A 21,206-nucleotide genomic window follows, 5' to 3' on the forward strand; every position below is an offset into this window, starting at 1 on the left:
AATGGCGACGATGAAACGACGCCTATACGTATTGTAGTAGGCGTACACAAGAGTTAACTTTGAATAATACCATTGATGGTGGTAGGAAGAGGTTGATCAGTTAGTTCAATATGCTGTGATGAGACTCGTTGCCCTTTAACATATAACTCTGCTTTTACTGGCTCTAAGCGACGTTCAATATTAATGTGGAACTTATTCATTAACTGGCTAATAAATCGGTGTTGATCAAGTTGATATTGTTTTACCTCACCATTACGTAGCGTCACTGCAAGATATGGTTTAGTCGTATCGATAGTATCGTTGTTGTATACCATCCCATAAGAGCCTTCTAACGCAGGGTAGATATAGCTTTTTAATTGATTTTGTGGGTCATAAAAACCGACTAAAGTGACAACCGGAACACCTTGTTTTACGGGTTTTTGAATGAAGGTTAATTCAGAGGACGGCTCCCATGAATCTCCATTTGAAATATAATACACTTTTGTATTATGGCTGATTATCTGCTTATTACCATTAACATGTAGTTTAATACTCCATTGAGAAGTGCAATCTATCTCAATCACTTTATTTTTATTGCTGTGATCCGCTTGAGGTAGATAAATATTGGGTGGGTAGTGAGAATTATAACTCTCTATTTTTATATGGTCATTTTTATTAAGTAGCGCTGATAAAGTTGTCTCCGTAACATCTTGATTATCTACTATTGGTACATCCACAAAAGAAATATTTTTTGCATGAGGGGGTAGGTACTCTTGCATTGTTTGTGTATTGGGATCCCACTTTTGATAACCTGTTGACGATGTTTTGCTAAATATTGCAGAGTTCTCGAAAAAATGTTGAATAGCTTGAGCCGTTGTTGGGGTATGTAATGTGTACGCATTGTACGCTTTATCGTATAGCTCACCACCAGACATAGCATCTTTTAGCATTGCATGTTGCATATAGGGTTCTGCTTTTTCTGCATTAGGATCACGCGCATCTAAAACCGTGTACTTATTTGTTTTCTTTTTTTCAAAGTTAGGAATAAAAAAGTTGTTGTCGGCATCCCATCCCCATGTCGAATTAGGTTTATCGGGGGTTGCATGAACACCGCCTTTAAATCCCTTAAAGTAATGACCAATCTTATAATTATGACCCAGTTCATGACTAAATTCATTATCTACGGTGTTGTATAATGTGGCTTTTCCCGCTCCTCCTGACCAACCATGCTCTTGTAAGCCATTTTTATATATACCACGGGAATTATGTATCGTAATTTGTGCGGTAGGTAAGTAGTTATTTTCTTTTGTCGCCGATGAATGAACGCCGTAATTGGCTAAATTAATGCCATCTGAAATAAGATCTTTAGAAATTTGCTCTCGCATATCCCCATTATGCCCACCTCCATCATCATCTGAACGATGAGTTAAATGTTTTCCTGAAGGAAGAACAATCTCTTTTAAGTGGATTGGAGCGTAGTGAGAGACGATTAAACGATTAATAGGGATTTGTTGGAAATATTGGCGTTGTAATTCAGCATTTTTTTGAAATGCTAATTCTCCTCTATAGGGAGTCAACATGCCGATATCGATAGTATGGAGCAGAAGTTCTGTTGGGGCTCCGACATAAATATCAGATAGCGTACCTTGTTTTCCATGATAATCGAATTCCAACCTTATTTTGGGCTTAATGTATTCAGCAGGAATAGCAACAGACCAGCCATTTTCGATATACCTGATTTCATCACTGTCATCATTAATTAAAGGCTCACCTTCATATGTACGCCAAAAACCAAATTCATCACAAACAAATAATTGGCTATCACCTTTTCTTATCGTTATTTTTTGGTCACCATAGAAAACATGACTGTCATAGTCAGCCTCTGATGAAAAATAAATTTTTTTATTTTTAAAATTGGGATGAGTCTCTAATGTAAAATGACGGGCCCAATTAGCATTACGCGTTGCGATATGGATGTTATCATTGTTATTGATAACTTCGTTAAAATAGCAAATATCTTTTGATATTTTTTGCAATTCCTTGTTTTTATTTATCTTGATATCAAATGATTGAGGCAAGGCATAGTTAACCGTACTTTGGGTATCCGGAGAGTAAATTGACCATACACCTTCATCATCACTAATAAAAAGCTTAGTTTCACCCGTAGTAATTCTAACTTCATTATCGCCATAGGTAACATCACTATTAAAATAAGCTTGAGAAGTGAAAAGTATTTTTTTATTGGCATATTGTTTACTATTGGGGATAATAAAATCTTTCGCCCAATGGTAATCTCTGGTTGCTATTTTAATAGTGTCATTTTTTTTAATAATATCTTGGAATAATTTGGGTTTCTTAGAGATATGATTAATATCATCATTTTTCGTAAATTCCACATCAAAGGTTTCGGGGGTTTTGTATTTATCAATATTTAACGCTTGTTGATAGTGAAAAGATAATCTAGATTCGTCACGAGTAAACCAACGACCTGTTTCATCGCTTATCATAACAAAAGATTGCTGTGCAGAGAGAGGTATTGAATTATTTCTATATTTAATATTTGCATCGATATTATCCGCTAAATTCAATATGAGTTTTTTATTCGGGCGTTTTTTTAAACTATCTAAGTTAATAGATAAATTTTCAGCATCAATATCGACTCTAATAATGTCATTTTCGGTCATAAGTTGATTGAGGTAGTTTGTGCTCTCAGTCAATTCTTTAATCTTTTTTGATGCATTGATAGTAAAATCAAACGATTTAGGAATAGTAAAATCGTCAGGTGTTAAGCGGGTAAACCGTTGCTCAGTGCCTGCAATTTTAGGCAGTTTTGATGGTGGAAGTAGGTAGGTTGAATATATCTTTTCATTATCCTCATTATAGACCTTAATATTTAATTGCTCATTTTCTTTGATTTTTTCATGAGGCTTAAATATCACCAATGTTTTACGGCCTGAAACGAGATGAGGTTGTATATCATCATCAATTCGATTAATGGCTGGGATAATGCTATGTTGAGCATAAAATACATTCCCCTTAAGATCCCCTTGGATATCACTTGGATAATTATTTGTATTATAGTAAAAAACTTTCCCTAGTTTTTCTTTGTATTCAGACAATAACTTATTATACACCCCTTGTTCATCGGTCATTTTTTTAATCAGCGCATGATTATTAATCTGTGTATCAAATAACCGTGAGATAACAAGGTTATCTATCAACGATTGCCAAAAATCAAACAGTGTATTTGGGTTATTATTAAGGTCATTAAGACCTAATAAATGAGATGAATGAGTATCATTTTCTTTATTTAATTGTGTTGTCGGTATCATCACTTCATGACGATTTTGGCAAATGCAAATTGTCAAAGCTAGCATATAAATCCTTTTAATTGATTAGTTTATTGCTAATATCTTCATTTTATTAGCAGTATTAGATAATAAAGAAAAAAATAAAAATGATAAGCAAATTATTTTATAGTTAATCTTAATTTAGCCAAATAATCAGTCAATTGTTCATTCTGAACACTTGAATTTCTTGATTTATTCATTAATAGCAATTCGCTTAGAGATAATCCCATCGGTTAATAAAATAGAATGAATATTTCATTTCTTTACGAAAGAAATCACCAAGATCTCAAGGGGTAAAAAAGGCGCCGAAGTCCCCTTAATCAGGGGATAGAATGAGAGAAATCTGTGATCTTTGTAACATAATTTTCTGACTTTCCACTTAATTTCGTTATCAACACAACAAAAACAAAATTTTCATATAATAAAAATTGGAATATATGTTTCATTAATGTATATCTATGTTATCGCCATGTTAAATATTGGTGACATCAAAACACAACATGTATTCATAATCAGTGGGAAGGGCAAAATGAAAAATATCATGAAATTAACCGCGCTGGTTGCTGTATTGGGTTTAACACCGAGTGTGATGGCTGAAAATGAACAAATTGTCTTTAGTCCGCCAACATTGGCCAGCCCGTTTGAAGTGCATATGCAGAAATCGGCGGTGAAAACCGCTAAAGAGTTAGGAGTCAATATTCAAGTCTTAGATGGGCAAGGTAGCTCACCTAAGCAAGTTGCTGATATTGAAAATGCGATCACACGAGGTGCACAGGGCTTTATTGTGTCACCTAATGATGTCAATGCCATTGCCGATGCGGTGGTTGAAATTCAAAGCGCTGGCTTACCGGTGGTGACTCTTGATAGAACCATTAATGCACAACAACCGGTGCCGCATTTTGGGGCTAATAATTACAAAGGCGGTTACGCCATTGCGGAATATGTCAAAAAGCAGTTTCCAAATGGCGCCGATCTGATCTTAATTACAGGGCAACCTGGCTCCTCATCAAATATTGAACGTACGAAAGGGATCCGCGATAGCTTAAAAGAAGGGGGGAGTAAATACCGCTTAGTCGCTGACCAAAATGGTAATTGGATGCGAGCGGAAGGGATGCGCATCACCGAAAGTTTATTGCCTTCACTCGCGAAAAAACCGGATGTGATCTTATCTGCTAACGATGATATGGCCCTTGGTGCGATTGAGGCGCTGAGCGCGCAAGGTTATAAACCGGGCGACATTTTAGTGACAGGTTTTGATGCAAGTCCTGAAGCACTTAGTCGTATTAAGGAAGGTTGGATGGCTGTAACGGCTGATCAGCGCGCAGGCTACGCAGTAAAAATGGCGATGGGGCAATTGGTCGATAATATTCGTGACAAAAAAGCGATCACAGGCGCGGATTACCCTCCCACAATTATTAGCAAAGATAACCTTGATCAAGCGGAACGTATTGGTGAATTGAAATAGTCATTTACAGTGCTATTCAGGGCTCGGTGAGCCCTGTTTTCCTGAAAAGGAGTTTTTATGTCAGAGCCACTACTTAAAATTACAAATCTTGCCAAAAGCTTTTCAGGGATCTGGGCGCTAAGTCAAGCCCAAATGACAGTGATGCCAGGGGAAGTGCATGCGTTATTGGGGGAAAATGGTGCGGGTAAATCCACTTTCTTAAAGGCACTTGCTGGCGCTCAACCGCAAACCAGTGGTGATATTTGGTTTAACGGTGAATTGCTTTCCATAACAGATACCCCGATTGTTCGCCAACAAAAAGGGATTATTACTATCTATCAAGAATTTAATTTGCTACCGAATATGACGGTAGCGGAAAACATGTTTTTAGGGCGTGAAGCGCTAAAAATGCGTTGGATGATTAATGAAAAAGTCCTTAATCAGGAAGCCAAAGCGATCCTTGATTATCTTCAATTGGCAATTTTGCCAACGACCCAAGTGGCACGGTTAAGTGTTGCCCAGCAGCAAATGATTGAAATTGCACGTGCACTGACGCTCAATGCTAAATTAATTGTGATGGATGAGCCTTCAGCGGCTCTAAGCGATACTGAAGTAGAAAGTCTGCATCGTGTTGTTAGGGAATTGAAAAACCGTGGGGTGAGCGTCATTTACGTGACACATCGCTTACATGAAGTTTTTCAGATATGTGACAAGTTCACGGTATTTCAAGACGGCAGATACACCGGATCGGGGAATGTGGCTGAGACCTCAGTACAAGAGATCATACGTATGATGGTTGGGCGGAATGTGATTTTTGAACGTAGGCCGGCCAGCGAAACATATCATCGAGACAAACCGATTCGCCTATCGGTGAAACATTTATCGAAAACTAAGCCACCTTTAGATCCTCATGGTATCGCGCTTCACGATATTAGTTTTGATGTTCATGAAGGCGAAATACTGGGTATTGCGGGCCTTATGGGGGCGGGAAGGACTGAGGTGGCACGCTGTTTATTCGGCGCAGATAAATATACCACGGGTGAGTTTATCCTTGATGGTGAGCCTTATCAGCCAACGACCCCAATGAATGCACTGGATAAGGGAATTGCACTCGTTCCAGAAGATCGTAAAAAAGAAGGCGCCGCGCTGGGATTATCCATTCGTTACAACCTATCACTTTCAGCGTTATCACATCTACTTAAAATGGGGTGGATGGTGGATAGCAATAAAGAAAACGCCTTGATAGAAAGCTACAAACAAGCACTACAAATCAAAATGGCCAGCAGTGAGCAAGAAGTGCGTAAATTGTCTGGTGGTAACCAACAAAAAGTCATTCTTGCACGGTGTATGGCCATGTCGCCAAAAGTATTAATTGTTGATGAGCCAACTCGGGGTATTGATGTTGGAACCAAATCGGAAGTTCATCAGGTTATTTTTGAGATGGCGAAAAAAGGCGTTGCGGTTATTGTTATTTCTTCTGATTTACCTGAAGTCATGGCGATTTCAGACCGGATCATCACGTTGAGCGAGGGCCGTTTAACGGGGGAGATTAAAGGTGATGATGCAACAGAAGAGAAGTTAATGATGATGATGGCTATTTGCCATCAAAACTCACCAGCAGAAATGGTCGTATGAGAGGTTTACATGTTACAACAACAATCTTCTACGGCGGTCGGCCGTAAAAAAATAGATTTCATCGCTTTTTTTGAGCGCTTTGGTGTCTTGATTTTTATGGTGCTGTTGGTGCTATTTTTTCAAACCCAAAACAGTAATTTTCTGACTGAACGCAATATCACTAATATTTTAACCGAAGTGTCTATCTATGGAATTATGGCCGTGGGGATGACGTTGGTGATTTTAACCGCTGGTATTGATTTGTCTGTTGGCTCAATACTGGCGGTTTGCGCGATGACAGCGGCGTTTGTGATTAAAGGTGATAATTTAGTCGGCTTAGATCCTAATGCTTGGGGAGGGATGAGCTGGTTAGTTGGATTAGCTATCTGCTTAGCGGTAGGCACAGGGATCGGGTTTTTACATGGTCTTGGGATCACGCGGCTGAATATTCCACCATTCATCGTCACATTAGGTGGCATGACAATTTGGCGTGGGCTGACATTAGTGATTAATGATGGTGCACCAATCTCAGGTTTTGATGCTGGCTATCGTTGGTGGGGGCGTGGGGAGCTACTGGGGATCTCGGTGCCTATTTGGATCTTTGCGATTGTGGCATTGATAGGCTATTTAGCGCTGCATAAAAGCCGCTGGGGGCGTTTTGTTTACGCAGTTGGCAGTAATCAAGAAGCAGCTCGGTTAGCAGGGGTGAACGTTAAACGTGTTCTTGTCAGTGTGTATGTGGTGATTGGCTGTTTAGCTGGGCTGGCTGGGTTTGTGCTGAGTGCACGTTTAGGGAGTGCTGAAGCGGTAGCGGGGATGACATTTGAACTGCGCGTGATCGCCTCTGTTGTGATTGGTGGTACATCATTAATGGGGGGATATGGTCGTATCGGAGGAACCATTATTGGCTCAATCATTATGGGAATATTAATTAATGGTTTAGTTTTAATGAATGTTTCAGCGTATTATCAGCAAATTATTACTGGACTGATCATTATTTTAGCTGTTGCTTTTGATACTTACGCCAAAAATAGACGTGGTGCCAGTTAAATATTTTCACTATTTATAAAAGATAAACGCCTTTTTATTTTAATAAGAAGGCGTTTATCATAAGAAAATAAGGATTTAACGCTAAGAAAATACAGGTTGATACTTTTTAAATTTTAGTGCTAATAATATTGATATCTTATAAAAATTCCACCTCAGATAGTTCCCTTGTGAAACTAATTAGTTTAATTTCATTCACTTATATTTTATCGATGCTATACTATTAGGGTTATTTTTGAATTTTGAGTAAAATTTAAAATAACCCATGCAGTCAACACTGGCTATGTTTTTGATATTCAGCTTATTGCTGAATTTAAATGTTGTAGTTAAGGAGTCGATATAATGGTAAGTAATAATGCAGCACGTCGCTTATTAGGAATGCCTTATAAGTTAAGTCGTTCTAAGAAAAATATTCGAGTTTCTGTCGTAGCAAAAGAAAATGTGACGGAACAGCTGCCCGCTGAATTACAAAATCAACCTGTAGTTGCGGCATTAAATAATAAAGCGACAGAGAAAAAAACCTACCACTCAACAACGGTATTCTATCCTGAATATGTTATTAGCTAATTAATTGAGTGAATGTTGACCCTCTGGCATTGCTAGAGGGTTAAAAACACCAAATGATATTCCTACCTCATTTCTTACTCTTTTTCTTGCAACCAGTACGACCGCTACCTCATCTTCATATTAGAATGGTCAATATGTGATTATTGTCACTATCTAAAATTACAAATAAATAAAATATTGAGACGTTTCCGATGAAAAAGTCATGGAACTTGGTTACATTGAATTGGCGTATAAATAGAAATAGGGTAGGTATTCCCGTTGGCTTATTTTAAATATTTAATTTTTTGTTTTTGTGTTATTTCAGTGGCAGGATGTTCGACAGGCTTTAGAACGGATGAAGAAAGTAACCGATTAAAATTTAGCATTCAACAAGCCAATACGATACCGATTAAAGAATCTGTAGAGGCGCTCTCTGCTGCTGATATGTTACCAGGCGATATTTTATTGTCTTCCGCAACGGGAATTAATTCATGGGGTATCCGTCTTTTTAGTATTAGTGGGGTGAGTCATGCCTCAATATATTTGGGGGCTGGTGAAGTAGCGGAATCTGTCGGCAGTGGCGTGAGGATCATTACGCTCGATCAAGCTATCTCGGACTCAAATAATATGGTGGTGTTGCGGCAAGAGGGGTTAACCTCTATTCACGCCCATAAATTACGTGAATTTTCTATGCAAAATGAAGGGGGCAAATATAACTTTAAAGGGATAGTGATGATAGCGCCTTGGATGGTGACAAAGCGCGTTTGTGAATTACCTTTTATTGGTCAAACGATCCGTAATTTTTGTTTGAGAACGTTAGCGACGGTACAGTTAGGTAGCGATGTAGACCAAGCTAACGGCTTCTTTTGTTCGCAGTTTGTCCTTGATGCCTATAAATATGCAGGACTTCCGTTATTTGAAGGGAATTCAGCATGGATAACGCCAGCGGATATCCTTCATATGCGAACAGGGGATGTGCCGACCTTTGTTCCGACCCATCGTTTAAGCTATGTAGGGCACTTGAAATCTTGGAGTTTATCGAGTGCGCTTCACCTGAGATAAATATCGTCAATAAAGTGGGGTTGTGGCGACGTGTTAATGAAAAAAAAGGCCAACTCAGAGAAGTTGGCCTGCTAAAACTGGAAGCAATGTGAGCAATGTCGTTTACGAAAGCTTGAGTAATTTACTCAAGTATTCGTTAGGTAAAAGATAACCATTCTCATTTGATAAATCAACCCTTTTTTATGTCTTATTATGCGAATTTTACCCCCTATAAATTCGTTTTTATAAAAAATAATTAAAATTCAATACGTTATTTTTGGTTCTTTTAAGGATAATTCGAATAAATTTTTATAAAACAAGTTAGTACTCGAAATAAGTTGTTCGTTATACTTGTCAGTATCCTTCCTACACCGTCAGCACAGAGGTCAATCTTTGATGAGAACATTACGCATTGGTATCGTAGGGTTAGGCTCTATTGCGCAAAAAGCCTATTTACCGATACTGAGTAAAACAGATAATTGGCAACTGATAGGGGCATTTTCACCAAATCAAAGGAAAGCAAAAATCGTCTGTGATAACTATCGTATTCCACTGTATTCAGATATAAAACAGCTGGCCCAGCAGTGTGATGCGGTTTTTGTACACAGTAGTACCGCCAGCCATTTTTCAGTTATTTACAGTTTGTTATCATACGGCGTACATGTGTATGTTGATAAACCGCTTGCTGAGACACTTTGCCAATCAGAGCAATTAGTGGACTTTGCACATAAACAGAAACGTTCGCTTATGGTTGGGTTTAATCGGCGCTTTTCACCTTTTTATCAAGAACTCAAACAACACCTCAGTCAAGTTGCTTCATTACGTATGGAAAAACATCGTAGTGACAGTCTAGGCCCTCAAAATGTCCGTTTTACTATGCTAGATGATTATTTACACGTTGTAGATACCGCTATCTGGCTCGTGGGAAGCGAAGCAAAATTATTGGGAGGCAATATTATTGCAACTGAGGAGCAAGCGTTATGCTATGCAGAGCATCATCTGAAAGTGAATGAATGTTTAGTGACGACATCAATGCATCGCCGAGCGGGTAGTCAACGCGAGCAAGTTGCAGCAATTTGTGATGGTGGGGTCTACCAAGTGACAAACATGAATCATTGGATGAGTGAAAGTCACGAGGGGATAAAACAAAAACAACCTTCTAGTTGGGAGTCGATATTGGTTCAACGTGGATTCGATGGGGCTATTCGCCATTTTATTGATGCGGTGAGCCATGGTAGCGAGCCTGACGTCAGTGGTGAGCAGGCGATTTATGCTCAACAAATGGTAGAGAAAATGTTAAGCATTGCGTAAATACTGTTCATTGTTTCTCAGCTCATAAACCATTCCATACCAGTCTTATATAGGATTAATATGTTAAGTTCGCATCAAGCTTCAGAAATTTTATTTGTTGCAGGTTTTGGTCCGATAACACGTGAGCCTAATGTAAGTTATGATTTCTATGTTAAAACTTTAGGTTTACCTTTAAAGGCAATGGAAGGTAATCAGGATTATTTCACCAGCGAAGAAGAACAGCTTAGTGGCGTTAAACACTTTGCGTTATGACCATTATCTCAAGCTGCACAATCTTGTTTTGGTGTCGATCATTGGCCGGAAACGCACCTTGTTCCTCAAAGCTGGATAGAATTTGAAGTCGCTAATTTATCAAAAGCCACTCAATGTTTTATTAATGAAGGTTATTCCATTTTAGTTAATGAGCGAATGGAACCTTGGGGGCAAATGGTTACACGCTTACTTAGCCCCGAAGGAATGTTGGTTGGTTTAACCGTTACACCATGGTTAAGAGAATAATAGTTAATAATTTGTAGCGAGAGATCTCATTTATCTTGTTGTTTAAGAGACATTCTTGCGTATTTGATTATAATTTTGTTGTTAACTTAAATTCTTTTTTCTATCAGGAGGGGTTATGTATAAAACGATTCTGGTTCCTATAGATTTAACTGAGGATGAACTGACAAGTAAAGCTGTTCGCCATGCAGTTAATTTAGCTAAACAGTCTGGTGCGAAAATTCATTTGATCCATGTGCTACCAATCTCTTCTGCTATTATTAATGCGTATGCACTTGGTTATATGGAAATAAAAGACCGTGCAACCGTTAAAGCAGAAGAAGACATGAAAATGTTGATGGATACGATTGATTTACCACTATCTGATGTCAATTATACCATAACGTTTGGCTCACCTCGTGATGAAGTGATTAATACTGCAAAAGACATTAACGCCGATATTATTGTTATCGGTTCACGCCGTCCGAATATTTCTACACACCTCCTAGGCTCTACCGCAGCGGGCATTGTTCGTTACGCAGAAACCTCTGTATTGGTAGCTCGTTAATTTTTTAAATAAACCTATGCTGATATTTAGCATAGGTTTTATTGAACCCATTATTTTTTATTTTACACGATCGTCATAAAGCGATGAGTGATTAAACCTTTTTCTTCTATCTTGTTGGGTATCAGGTATTGAGTGTAACAGTTCAGCCGAATAGGCCCTATTTTTATTGGGAATGGTGAGCTTATTTATGGAAAAGTTTTCGCAAGAAGTTATCCGCATTGAACATTTCTTATTCAGGGTATTACGTTTTTATTTTTTGTCGCTATTGGTTTTTTTCCTTGGGCTGTTACCCGGTATTATTGGCTTTTATTTTATTGAAGGTCATTCTTTGATGGAGTCAATGCTTAATGCATTATCCATGCTAAGTGGACAAGCAATAGAGCCTGCACCAATCACGCAAGGTGGGCGTTTTTTTATCGCAATATATGGGCTGTTTTTACAGAGCGTATTCATTATTAGTATTGGCTTAATTGTCACACCTTTTTTGCACCGCATCTTACATAAATGGCACTTAGAAGATAGTTAGCATATTGATAAAATTGTGAACTTGCTTTAACAAATCGTCTGGTAGCTCACGGCAGTTTGTTTTTATTAAGACTATACTTTTGGTGAACAAAAAAGATAAACATTCACAAAGTGTATCCTAGTTATCACATCGCACTAAGGGATCACAGGTGGATAATAGAATGATGACTAATTAATAGGGGTATCGCATGTACAATAAAATTTTGGTTCCCGTAGACATTTCTGAAGATATTCTGACGGATAAAGCATTAAAACACGCAATTTATTTAGCAAAAATGTCGGGGGCAAAAATACATCTTTTCCACTCAGTTCCTGATGTTTCAAGGTTCTCAATGAGCTATAGCTATCATTATGATCTTTTATCTTCATTTGCTAAAAAAGCCGTTGAACGTTCAGAAGAGCAGTTAAAAGAGATTATTGCTAAGATCGATTACCCACAAGAAGATATTTCTTACAAAGTCGCTTTTGGTTCACCGAGAGATAAAGTGTTAGCTGAGGCAGAAGAAATAGGTGCGGATCTGATTGTGATTGGTTCACGTAACCCGAGTATCACAACGCACTTACTAGGGTCAAACGCATCAGGCATTGTTTCTTATGCGAAAATATCTGTACTGGTAGTCAGATAACCCGCCAATACAATAAGGCCAGTATTATACTGGCCTTATTAACGCTCTAATCTTTAACGCAAATCTATTACCATCTTAGCCTAAAGCAAGGCTAAAATTCGCATCGAAAAAGCAGATGGTGCTTATTCATCCCTATTAAATCAATATAATAGAGATAAAAATTATTTACCTTCCACTGCCTCTTTAGCTGCTTTAATAGCTTGAATGCCTTGTTCACATGCTTGTTCTTGAGCATCTTCTGGATAATCAGCGAGTGCTTTTTTCGCTTCTTCCAATTGATGTTTCATCTCAGTGATCCTTTCTTTAACATTAGGGTCATTTTTGTACTGCTCTTCAGCTTGTTTAACCAGCACATTCATTTCTTGGAAATAAGTATCGCAATTTTTTCCTGCATTCGCACCAAATGCAGCTAATAGTGCAGCAACCCCGAAAGCAACTGAAAATCTTTTTTTCATAATTTATTCGCTTTTTTGATGTAACAATAAAACGAGAATAGCATTCCATATTCAAAAAGACATCACCTCTCTTAATCAATATTTTCTACTGTAGGTAATTTTGCTGCATATTAGGAATTATCTGTAATAACAGCACCGCGTGAATAGCATAATTTGCAAAAAGATAAATGAGAATCATTCTTGACTCTGTTGCAATTAAAAGTGTACAGTTAAGTACACTTTTTTTGTGGGGGAGCTAGGTATGCAAAATAAGACGATTATTGATACGGCTGAGTGGCCAGTTTGTGTAATCCATTCATTTCCAAAAACCTTAGATGAAACGCGTTTATGGTTAGAAGAAATGGATATGTTATTGGCAAGAAGGGCGCAATTTGTATTAGTTTATCCGCCGGTCAAACAGAGCAAAGAAAAACCGTCTGAGGAACATATGAATGCCATGAAATATGTTCGCCGTTGGTTAAAACATGCTAAAGAGCCGATGGTTGAACACTGCCGTGCAATGGTGGTGACGTTACAACCAGATGGGAGTGATAAAGAAGATATGGAACAAATGGCGCCGTTACTTTCTGCATTTTATGGGCCTGAAGTGTTTATTGAACATAACATCGCCGCAGCGAAAAAATATGCTACGGCATTGATTTCTTAATGACGATGACCGCTATTGGCTAATTTTACGAATATAACTGGCGATGATGTCCACTGAGAGCGCAATTTGTTGCGTGATAAATTCATCGCTAGGTTTAAAATCAGTGACACAGAAGGTTTTAATAAAAACATCTGCTTTTAACATTTCTAAAAATCGAGATGAAATACTTAATAGCGTTTGTTCGTTAACTTTCACTTCAGGTAATTCAAGGAGTTTCTCAGTTAATAGCCGATAACTACGTACTGGCCCTTGTTCAAAGAAAGCATGGCTAATTTCAGGAAAGCGGTTATATTCACCAAGGATCAAACGATATAAACCAATAGACTGTGGTTTAATCACATTCAGTAAAAACCGTGCGCCGTAAAAAGACAATACAGATTCAATGCTATGGAGAGAAGGGGGATTATGATTTTCATCATCGGCGAAAATATCGTCAATCATTGATGCAACGACCGCAGCGAATAATCCTTCTTTATCACCGAAGTTTTTATACAGCGTGGAACGAGAGCCTCCTGCACGCTCAATGATCATATCAAGTGTTGTTCCTTCAAATCCATATTGAATAAAAATTTCAGAAGCCGCACTAATTAATGCTTTATTACGACGCTGCCCCTTAGGGGTTTTAGCGAAAAATGGGCTACTCATGCAATACTCATCCTAGCATTATGATTTATCTAACTATTCTTATCATGAAAAGGCAAAGTTCGTGATGACTAATCATGCTTTAACCTGAAAGAGATCATAATTCAGGCTATTATTTCACTTTATGATGTTGCTAAAGGTTATCACGTTTAAATCGTTATCTAAATCATCGCAGTGGATTGGAGGAAAAATGAAAGGGGAGGCTATCGATGAGTTGCAAGGTATTCATGCGATTACCGAAACACAAAGGGAGATCACTCGATTATGTATACAGTGTGGCCTCTTATTATTACAACATGGTGCGGAGAGTATGCTGGTGGAGCAGCTTACCAGCCGCTTAGGGATTGCACTCGGGGCAGATCAAGTTGATAGTGCTATTTCCTCGAATTCATTAGTACTGACAACCATAATTGAAGGTCACTGCTTAACGTCGACGCGTCGTATTATTGACCGTGGTATTAATATGCATGTGGTGACAGAGGTACAGCATGCTGTCATTTTAGTTGAGCATCACCTTTTGGATCGCAAACAACTTGAGAAGAAATTGTCCTCAATAAAACCATTACGTTATCCACGTTGGATAATGGTGCTGATGGTTGCTCTATCTTGTGCCTGTTTTAGTAAATTAAATGGAGGAGGATGGGATGGCTCCTTAGTGACATTGATTGCGAGTGGTTGTGCAATGTATATTCGTCAGGTGCTGACTTCTCGGCAAATGAATCCTTTGATTAACTTTTGTATTACTGCTTTTGTGGCAACGTCTGTTTCCGGATTATTATTAAAATTGCCATTTTTTGCTCCGACAGCAAGTATTTCGATGGCAGCAAGTGTATTGCTACTCGTGCCGGGTTTTCCATTAATTAATGCGGTGGCCGATATGTTTAAAGGCCATGTTAATACAGGGTTAGCGCGGTGGATGATGGCGAGCTTACTGACGCTGGCGACATGTATTGGTGTTGTGATTGCAATGGCAATTTGGGGACTAAGGGAGTGGGCATGAGTTTTTTACTGGCACTTTTAGAGGATATGTTACTAGCGGCTATCCCTGCTGTTGGCTTTGCGATGGTATTTAATGTGCCGATCAAAGCATTGAAATATTGTGCGTTGTTAGGGGCTATTGGCCATGGCTCACGTATGACTATGATGACACTTGGCTTAAATATTGAATGGGCAAGTTTTATTGCCGCTATTCTTATTGGCGCGATTGGTATTCAATGGTCTCGAACATGGTTAGCACATCCTAAAGTTTTTACGGTTGCAGCAGTAATACCGATGTTTCCGGGGATCAGTGCTTATACCGCAATGATCTCCGTCGTCAAAATTTCTCATTTAGGTTATACCCCTGAGTTATTTGAAACCCTTGTGACCAACTTTTTACGAGCATCATTTATTGTTGGGGCCTTATCAATTGGTCTATCCCTTCCTGGTTTGTGGTTATATCGTAAACGCCCAAGTGTATAAAAAAACAAGAAACGCCTTCGGTAAATGTGATATTCAAGAAGGCGTTTTATTGACTTTATTTACTATGGCAACCTAGCCTTTATTCAAAATTAATCTGATATCTCTTTCAATAGCTTTTACTATAAGTTGTTAGATTGATTAATAAACAATTCCTGTTATTAATTAGAATTATTAACATAACTGAATTGCTCTAATATGGAGTAGTTGTGCAATTTTATCGTGGTAAGTCGGTTGTTTCTAATATTCATTAGCTGCAAAAAAGCTTATATTCGGTTGTGTGGTACTGGCATAAGAAAATATGCAGTATATTACAGGATGCACTAACGCATTTAAGTTAATTGTTTATTATCAAAACATCAGTGGTGTTATTTTGAATAAAATATTCGCTTCATTGTACCCAAAATGGGTACTGTCATTCTTTTTATTAATATTTACTTTCCCGCTTATCGCTGCGCCAGGACAGTTTGATGAAGCGAAATTATTAAGTAAAACTAAAGTATATCTGGATCAAAACAATCAAGGTGAGGGAACACTTTACTGTGGTTGTAAATGGGAGTGGGCCGGTAAAAGTGGTGGGGTAGTCGATTTAAACTCGTGTGGTTACCAAGTCCGTAAACAGCAAAATAGGGCAACGCGTATTGAGTGGGAACATATTGTTCCGGCATGGGTATTTGGTCATCAGAGACAATGTTGGCAGAACGGTGGACGTAAAAACTGTGTTTCAACAGATCCTATCTTTCGTAAGATGGAAGCCGATATGCATAACCTTGCACCATCAATTGGTGAAGTAAATGGTGACCGTAGTAATTTTAGCTATGCTCAACTTCCCTCTAATGCGCAATATCCTTATGGTCAATGTCGTAGCCGAGTTGATTTTAAGCAACGCGTTTTTGAACCTAGAGATGAAGTGAAGGGGCAAGTGGCTCGTGTCTATTTTTACATGCATGACCGTTATAACTTGTCGATGTCACGTCAACAGCAACAACTATTGATGGCATGGGATAGACAATATCCGCCGAGTCAGTGGGAAAAACAACGTGACGAACGCATTGCTGCAATCATGGGGCACCATAACCCCTTTATCACGGGGGAAATGAAATGGGAGCTTGGGCATAAAAATAGTGCTCAAGGGATTAAGCAAGTTGATAATTTATCGCCTGCACCTACAAAAGAGACACCAAAACCTCAAGCATCTGAAACCAGTACTCAAGTAAAAGGTAATCGTAACTCACATAAATACCATTTAGCACATTGCTCTGGTTTTAAAACAACATCCGATAAAAATGCAGTGATGTTCAGCGATGAGTTAGCCGCACAAGCCGCAGGCTATGAATTGGCAGGTAACTGTAAGCCTTAAAAGGTGTTTTTAAGGTAAAGTAAAAAAACACCCCAAAGTTGTACTACAACGTTTGGGGTGCTGTTCATCACTTTTGGGTTTTTTTATATTATTTTTCGCTGACAATTTTGCCATTAATAACGGCGGATTTTTGAACGAACTGCCCATTTTCATCAAATTCAGAGATAAAACCTTGCGGTTCACCATCTTTGAAAACACCGGAAGCATAAACGTTGTTGCTTGGGGTGTCGTGATAAACTTTAAATGGACCTGTAAGTTTTCCGTCAGTAGCGGTCATTTCGATATCCTTACGACCATTTTCATGGTAAATCCGTACTAATCCATTCACTTTACAGTTTTTAACTGGCGTATACATTTTAACGTTACCATTCTCATAGAATGACTCAATGTAACGATCTAAACACCCCTTTTTAACCCAACTTCTGGTTTCCAATTGGCCATTATCATAATGAAATTCATAAGCGCCTTCAGGTGTGCCTTCTGGCGTTTTAGTTGAAGGAAATTCAATACCTTTGAGTTCACGAAGTGCATCTAGATCAGATTTTGAAGATGTTGGTGTGAGTAGTTGACAACCAGAGATAAGTAGAGCAAAGGAGAAAAGTAAAGTTGGTTTTAATAAGTGTTTTTTTATCATGATGTCCCTATTGAGGTAAATATGAAAATTTCAGTTAGGTACTGGGAAATAATATTTTTCCTATACCTATCAATAAAATATAGTCATATTTAGTTAAATATCAGTCAGAATCTTCTTAAGCTATGATAAATACGGAATAATTGTAGGGAATAAATGTTAATTTATTGTTGCAAACAAAATATAGACGGGGGTATAGTCTGTTTATAAGGAATAAATGTAACATGATAAAAAGTCGGGTGTGTAATATTTTTACGGTTCGTCATAATAGTGTCATATAAATTCATTAGTTTACGGGTGTGATCCAGCAGGGAGGAACTAATGGGAACTAAGTCTTTGTTAATGTTTTTACAAGGCCGGTTACTACTCCATCATGAAATTGTCATGGTGAGATTAGTAACCGGTTTTTTTATTGCATGTTCAACCAACATGAGCTTGAAGGGAGCTCCTCTCTGTTCTGAATAGTCCGTCATTTGAATTGACTTTAACGATACCTGGAAGGGTTAATACTATGAGTAGACAGAAAGCTGCAACAAAGACGCGTCGTGAAATGAAACGGTCATTACGTAAAGAGCGCGCAGGTCGTTACGAAATGGCAAGTGTGGCCTCTTTTGCTGATTTTACGGGGATTGAACCTATTGGTATGGCGAAAGAGCGGCGTGATACATCGCCGATTACTCCACGCAATGATGCGCAAAAGCTCTATATTAATTCGATTAAACACAAGCAATTAATTTTTGCGAACGGTGAGGCGGGTTGTGGCAAAACCTATATTAGTACTGCACTGGCAGCAGATGCGTTAATTAATAAAGATATCAACAAAATCATCGTGACAAGGCCTGTTTTGCAGGCAGAAGAAGATCTCGGTTTTCTTCCGGGTGATATGGCTGAAAAATTTGCGCCATATTTCCGACCCGTTTATGACGTGTTAGTGAAAAGGCTTGGTAACTCCTTTTTGCAATACTGTTTACGGCCTGAAATTGCCAAAGTTGAAATTTCACCTTTTGCTTACATGCGTGGTCGCACATTTGAAAATGCGATTGTCATTCTGGATGAAGCTCAAAACGTTACTGTTAGTCAGATGAAAATGTTTTTAACGCGGTTAGGGGAAAATGTCACTGTTATAGTGAATGGTGATGTGACGCAATGTGATTTACCTGATGGCGTTATATCTGGTTTGGCAGATGCCTTACAACGTTTTAGCAGTGATGAAATGGTCTCAATGGTTAATTTCACGGTAGATGATTGTGTGCGTTCAACGCTTTGTCATCGAGCATTATTAGCTTATAGCCATTAAGTGATGTGATAGCCCCAGTTGTTAGCCAATAAAACTGGGGCTATTTGCAAATCTAATGATGATTAATGATGCAGCATTTCATGGACAATTTGTTCATCATTAAGCGAATAGGGGTAATAAGTTGGCCAATTATCCATTTGTTGTAATAGTTTTTCGTGGGATTCATTCCCCATATAGAGGTGAAAATGCCCTGAGGCCTGCGGTTCAATAATATGGTCACTAAATTGGATATATTTCGGTGCTTTTGAGTGTTTGTCTTGGCATTCGAATAAATAACGAACCCCTTTTTTACCGGAAGTATAATGGAGGATTTTAAAACCGGAATAGTGGTATTCACAACGGCTGATTTGACCATTCTGGGTAAATTCAATAATGTTATTCTCAATACTGATATTCTCAACGTCCGTTTGATAACCTTTTTTATAATAAGCGCGATACTCATCGACGGTTTTGTCTTTATTATTTTTTGCTTTATGCTCCAATACGGGATCGAGTTTGCCAGTTATTAATAATGGGTAAATTGACTCCCAGATGCCATCCCAATCACTGAGCTTTCTATCTTTTACATCAACATCATTAAAAATACCTTTACTTGCTTGTATCGCTTTTTCGGATTGCGGGTGAGCATGACTATGAGCTTGTGTATTAAAGCTAACAAAAAGTGCACTGAGACTTAATGCAGCGGCAATAAGGGGTTGCTTATTCATTGAAGGTTCCTATAGTCCATAATAAATTAAGGTTATGTTATAACATAACATTTAATGAATGCAAAAATATTTTTGGGGAGAATAGGGGGATGTGGGTAAGATTGAGCTATTGGAAACTAAAAACAGGCCACGTTAATGGCTGTTTTTAGGGAAAAGTACTCGAAGAGAGGGCTTTAATAGTTGGGTTTTCTAATCTGCTGCTCTTTATAAATCTCTTGGTTTTTCTTGATTGTATTTAATACGCTATCTTCATATGGATCATTTTTCGGTTGACTATCCTTGTGAGCAGAATTGGGGGAAGTGGCGCATCCAGACACGAGGACAGCAATAATAACTAATAACCCTAAACGCATACAAACCTCCTAAAATGAAAAGGACTAACATAATTCAAAATATCAATTTTTAAAAACCAGCTGGCTAATTAATATATTTAATTTATGGATAAATAGCCAGATAGCATACTTTGAAGTTTTTATTCAATGGATTGTTTATGTGGAATATTTACACAATAATAAAGTGATGGTGAGTGCCATCACTTTTCATCAGTAGAGATTAAATATTAATCATCAGGATTATCCATCACATGATGTCTTTCTTGATGATAACCTTCTTCATCGTAACCATAACGCCAATAAGGTATCGCATAAATACTTTCACGACTAACCCCTTTTTCGCGGCGAATAAAACGGCGTAAATCGCGAATAATTTGGTCTTCTCCGGCAATCCAAAATGACGTATCTTCGGTCGGGATATCCCAAGATTTGAACGTATTAATTAGCTCATTATTTTTACTAATATCACCACAAATCCATATTACCTCGATACCAGCAGGTTTAGTTAATTCGCGAATATCGCCTTGGTGATCTAAACGTAAAACGACTTTACCTGTCGCATTTGCAGGCATTTTTTCGAGTAATGCTGCAATCGCTGGTAATGAGCTTGAGTCTCCTGCCATGAAATAGTGTTGCGTATGAGGTAATAATGGATCAGGCCCTCCTGGATTGGTGATCCCCATCCAGTGACCTTGTTCCGCATCGCGAGCGAATAAATATGCTGGTCCTGAAGCGCCATCATGCATGGCAAATTCAACGTCTATTTCTTTAACCTCTGGGCGGATTGCTCGAACGGTATATGTACGCACAAAGGGGCGTGGCTTATCTTCTGGCCAGCGGCGCCCTTGTTCACTGAGTATTGGTAATGCAGGCTCGCTTTTTAAATCAGGGGCGAGAAAAATTTTGATATGACCACCTTCACATTGTGTTGGATAGTCACCCAGTCTTTCTCCCGTAAAGGTAATGCTGCGAATAGAAGGGCTGATATCTGTAATGGATTTGACCTGAACAAGTTGCGGTGGCGCCGGGCGGTAAATATTCTTTTCGACGGGTTTGTCACTAGCCACAGGCGGTCTCCTTTTAGTTATGATAATGATAAAATTATTATTTGGTAATTGTTATCATTATCATATCATGGTTTTATTGAATATAA

General features: G+C 38.4%; 21 protein-coding genes and 1 pseudogene. 15 read left to right on the top strand and 7 right to left on the bottom strand.

What is annotated here, in order from left to right; all coding sequences use genetic code 11:
* Nucleotides 1–53: 53 nt before the first annotated feature.
* Nucleotides 54–3,356 (bottom strand): M66 family metalloprotease, encoded by a 3,303-nt coding sequence (locus tag PR699_RS01750; RefSeq protein ID WP_272577820.1) that lies wholly within the window; start codon nucleotides 3,354–3,356, stop codon nucleotides 54–56.
* 502 nt (nucleotides 3,357–3,858) lie between these two features.
* On the opposite strand from PR699_RS01750, the gene PR699_RS01755 reads away from it, so the two are divergent.
* The 10 genes and pseudogenes from PR699_RS01755 (at nucleotide 3,859) to PR699_RS01800 (ending at nucleotide 12,525) form a co-directional block, all read left to right on the top strand.
* Nucleotides 3,859–4,794 carry a substrate-binding domain-containing protein gene (locus tag PR699_RS01755; RefSeq protein ID WP_036943881.1) on the top strand — a complete coding sequence of 312 codons (936 nt, stop codon included), beginning with the start codon at nucleotides 3,859–3,861 and terminating at the stop codon, nucleotides 4,792–4,794.
* Nucleotides 4,795–4,851: 57 nt separating this feature from the next.
* Complete coding sequence (locus PR699_RS01760) at nucleotides 4,852–6,408, top strand: sugar ABC transporter ATP-binding protein (protein ID WP_014658247.1); 1,557 nt, start codon at nucleotides 4,852–4,854, stop codon at nucleotides 6,406–6,408.
* Nucleotides 6,409–6,417: 9 nt separating this feature from the next.
* Nucleotides 6,418–7,437, top strand: a complete 1,020-nt coding sequence (locus tag PR699_RS01765; RefSeq protein ID WP_004919287.1) for an ABC transporter permease — start codon at nucleotides 6,418–6,420, stop codon at nucleotides 7,435–7,437.
* 339 nt (nucleotides 7,438–7,776) lie between these two features.
* Nucleotides 7,777–8,001 carry a stationary-phase-induced ribosome-associated protein gene (gene sra / locus PR699_RS01770; protein ID WP_004919289.1) on the top strand — a complete coding sequence of 75 codons (225 nt, stop codon included), beginning with the start codon at nucleotides 7,777–7,779 and terminating at the stop codon, nucleotides 7,999–8,001.
* Nucleotides 8,002–8,259: 258 nt separating this feature from the next.
* On the top strand, nucleotides 8,260–9,042 hold the full coding sequence (locus PR699_RS01775; protein WP_014658248.1) for a YaeF family permuted papain-like enzyme: 783 nt from the start codon (nucleotides 8,260–8,262) through the stop codon (nucleotides 9,040–9,042).
* A 375-nt stretch (nucleotides 9,043–9,417) separates the two neighbouring features.
* Nucleotides 9,418–10,332: a Gfo/Idh/MocA family protein gene (locus PR699_RS01780; RefSeq protein ID WP_014658249.1), complete on the top strand. Its 915-nt coding sequence runs from the start codon at nucleotides 9,418–9,420 to the stop codon at nucleotides 10,330–10,332.
* Nucleotides 10,333–10,392: 60 nt separating this feature from the next.
* A pseudogene (locus tag PR699_RS01785) lies at nucleotides 10,393–10,830 on the top strand (glyoxalase).
* Between the two features lie 115 nt (nucleotides 10,831–10,945).
* Nucleotides 10,946–11,374, top strand: coding sequence for a universal stress protein (locus PR699_RS01790; RefSeq protein ID WP_014658251.1), 429 nt, complete (start codon nucleotides 10,946–10,948; stop codon nucleotides 11,372–11,374).
* A 187-nt stretch (nucleotides 11,375–11,561) separates the two neighbouring features.
* Nucleotides 11,562–11,900, top strand: a complete 339-nt coding sequence (locus tag PR699_RS01795; RefSeq protein ID WP_004919295.1) for a hypothetical protein — start codon at nucleotides 11,562–11,564, stop codon at nucleotides 11,898–11,900.
* A gap of 187 nt (nucleotides 11,901–12,087) precedes the next feature.
* Nucleotides 12,088–12,525, top strand: a complete 438-nt coding sequence (locus PR699_RS01800) for a universal stress protein (protein WP_004919296.1) — start codon at nucleotides 12,088–12,090, stop codon at nucleotides 12,523–12,525.
* Between the two features lie 161 nt (nucleotides 12,526–12,686).
* Here the strand turns inward: PR699_RS01800 and PR699_RS01805 are convergent, their stop codons facing one another.
* Nucleotides 12,687–12,980, bottom strand: a complete 294-nt coding sequence (locus PR699_RS01805; protein ID WP_004919297.1) for a DUF5339 family protein — start codon at nucleotides 12,978–12,980, stop codon at nucleotides 12,687–12,689.
* 241 nt (nucleotides 12,981–13,221) lie between these two features.
* Here PR699_RS01805 and PR699_RS01810 point away from each other — a divergent pair, with 241 nt between their 5' ends.
* Complete coding sequence (locus tag PR699_RS01810; RefSeq protein WP_014658252.1) at nucleotides 13,222–13,626, top strand: hypothetical protein; 405 nt, start codon at nucleotides 13,222–13,224, stop codon at nucleotides 13,624–13,626.
* Between the two features lie 12 nt (nucleotides 13,627–13,638).
* Here the strand turns inward: PR699_RS01810 and PR699_RS01815 are convergent, their stop codons facing one another.
* The gene (locus PR699_RS01815) at nucleotides 13,639–14,271 is read right to left on the bottom strand and encodes a TetR/AcrR family transcriptional regulator (RefSeq protein ID WP_014658253.1); all 633 of its coding nucleotides are present in this window, start codon (nucleotides 14,269–14,271) and stop codon (nucleotides 13,639–13,641) included.
* A gap of 187 nt (nucleotides 14,272–14,458) precedes the next feature.
* Between PR699_RS01815 and PR699_RS01820 the strand changes: the two genes are divergently transcribed.
* The 3 genes from PR699_RS01820 (at nucleotide 14,459) to PR699_RS01830 (ending at nucleotide 17,086) form a co-directional block, all read left to right on the top strand.
* Nucleotides 14,459–15,268, top strand: coding sequence for a threonine/serine exporter ThrE family protein (locus PR699_RS01820; protein WP_014658254.1), 810 nt, complete (start codon nucleotides 14,459–14,461; stop codon nucleotides 15,266–15,268).
* Nucleotides 15,265–15,729, top strand: coding sequence for a threonine/serine exporter (locus tag PR699_RS01825; protein WP_004919301.1), 465 nt, complete (start codon nucleotides 15,265–15,267; stop codon nucleotides 15,727–15,729). The genes PR699_RS01820 and PR699_RS01825 overlap by 4 nt, the downstream gene beginning before the upstream one ends.
* A gap of 298 nt (nucleotides 15,730–16,027) precedes the next feature.
* Nucleotides 16,028–17,086 carry an endonuclease gene (locus PR699_RS01830; protein WP_014658255.1) on the top strand — a complete coding sequence of 353 codons (1,059 nt, stop codon included), beginning with the start codon at nucleotides 16,028–16,030 and terminating at the stop codon, nucleotides 17,084–17,086.
* Between the two features lie 88 nt (nucleotides 17,087–17,174).
* Here the strand turns inward: PR699_RS01830 and PR699_RS01835 are convergent, their stop codons facing one another.
* Complete coding sequence (locus PR699_RS01835; protein ID WP_004919304.1) at nucleotides 17,175–17,720, bottom strand: toxin-antitoxin system YwqK family antitoxin; 546 nt, start codon at nucleotides 17,718–17,720, stop codon at nucleotides 17,175–17,177.
* Nucleotides 17,721–18,228: 508 nt separating this feature from the next.
* On the opposite strand from PR699_RS01835, the gene phoH reads away from it, so the two are divergent.
* A complete protein-coding gene (phoH, locus tag PR699_RS01840; RefSeq protein WP_004919306.1) occupies nucleotides 18,229–19,014 on the top strand; it encodes a phosphate starvation-inducible protein PhoH in 786 nt (261 codons plus the stop codon).
* A gap of 62 nt (nucleotides 19,015–19,076) precedes the next feature.
* Here phoH and zinT read toward each other — a convergent pair whose 3' ends face one another.
* The 3 genes from zinT to PR699_RS01855 all read right to left on the bottom strand — a co-directional run bounded on the left by zinT (nucleotide 19,077) and on the right by PR699_RS01855 (nucleotide 21,120).
* A complete protein-coding gene (gene zinT, locus PR699_RS01845) occupies nucleotides 19,077–19,721 on the bottom strand; it encodes a metal-binding protein ZinT (RefSeq protein ID WP_004919308.1) in 645 nt (214 codons plus the stop codon).
* Between the two features lie 173 nt (nucleotides 19,722–19,894).
* Complete coding sequence (locus PR699_RS01850) at nucleotides 19,895–20,074, bottom strand: hypothetical protein (protein ID WP_004919309.1); 180 nt, start codon at nucleotides 20,072–20,074, stop codon at nucleotides 19,895–19,897.
* Between the two features lie 206 nt (nucleotides 20,075–20,280).
* Nucleotides 20,281–21,120, bottom strand: a complete 840-nt coding sequence (locus PR699_RS01855) for a siderophore-interacting protein (RefSeq protein WP_004919311.1) — start codon at nucleotides 21,118–21,120, stop codon at nucleotides 20,281–20,283.
* Nucleotides 21,121–21,206 lie beyond the last annotated feature (86 nt).

It is taken from the genome of Providencia sp. PROV268, assembly GCF_028477805.1.
Taxonomy (GTDB): domain Bacteria; phylum Pseudomonadota; class Gammaproteobacteria; order Enterobacterales; family Enterobacteriaceae; genus Providencia; species Providencia stuartii.

Coding starts and splice junctions, on each gene's coding strand:
- PR699_RS01750 (WP_272577820.1), bottom strand. CDS start 3,356: ATGCTAGCTTTGACAATTTGCATTTGCCAAAATCGTCATGAAGTGATG.
- PR699_RS01755 (WP_036943881.1), top strand. CDS start 3,859: ATGAAAAATATCATGAAATTAACCGCGCTGGTTGCTGTATTGGGTTTA.
- PR699_RS01760 (WP_014658247.1), top strand. CDS start 4,852: ATGTCAGAGCCACTACTTAAAATTACAAATCTTGCCAAAAGCTTTTCA.
- PR699_RS01765 (WP_004919287.1), top strand. CDS start 6,418: ATGTTACAACAACAATCTTCTACGGCGGTCGGCCGTAAAAAAATAGAT.
- sra (WP_004919289.1), top strand. CDS start 7,777: ATGGTAAGTAATAATGCAGCACGTCGCTTATTAGGAATGCCTTATAAG.
- PR699_RS01780 (WP_014658249.1), top strand. CDS start 9,418: ATGAGAACATTACGCATTGGTATCGTAGGGTTAGGCTCTATTGCGCAA.
- PR699_RS01790 (WP_014658251.1), top strand. CDS start 10,946: ATGTATAAAACGATTCTGGTTCCTATAGATTTAACTGAGGATGAACTG.
- PR699_RS01795 (WP_004919295.1), top strand. CDS start 11,562: ATGGAAAAGTTTTCGCAAGAAGTTATCCGCATTGAACATTTCTTATTC.
- PR699_RS01800 (WP_004919296.1), top strand. CDS start 12,088: ATGTACAATAAAATTTTGGTTCCCGTAGACATTTCTGAAGATATTCTG.
- PR699_RS01805 (WP_004919297.1), bottom strand. CDS start 12,980: ATGAAAAAAAGATTTTCAGTTGCTTTCGGGGTTGCTGCACTATTAGCT.
- PR699_RS01810 (WP_014658252.1), top strand. CDS start 13,222: ATGCAAAATAAGACGATTATTGATACGGCTGAGTGGCCAGTTTGTGTA.
- PR699_RS01815 (WP_014658253.1), bottom strand. CDS start 14,271: ATGAGTAGCCCATTTTTCGCTAAAACCCCTAAGGGGCAGCGTCGTAAT.
- PR699_RS01820 (WP_014658254.1), top strand. CDS start 14,459: ATGAAAGGGGAGGCTATCGATGAGTTGCAAGGTATTCATGCGATTACC.
- PR699_RS01825 (WP_004919301.1), top strand. CDS start 15,265: ATGAGTTTTTTACTGGCACTTTTAGAGGATATGTTACTAGCGGCTATC.
- PR699_RS01830 (WP_014658255.1), top strand. CDS start 16,028: ATGCAGTATATTACAGGATGCACTAACGCATTTAAGTTAATTGTTTAT.
- PR699_RS01835 (WP_004919304.1), bottom strand. CDS start 17,720: ATGATAAAAAAACACTTATTAAAACCAACTTTACTTTTCTCCTTTGCT.
- phoH (WP_004919306.1), top strand. CDS start 18,229: ATGAGTAGACAGAAAGCTGCAACAAAGACGCGTCGTGAAATGAAACGG.
- zinT (WP_004919308.1), bottom strand. CDS start 19,721: ATGAATAAGCAACCCCTTATTGCCGCTGCATTAAGTCTCAGTGCACTT.
- PR699_RS01850 (WP_004919309.1), bottom strand. CDS start 20,074: ATGCGTTTAGGGTTATTAGTTATTATTGCTGTCCTCGTGTCTGGATGC.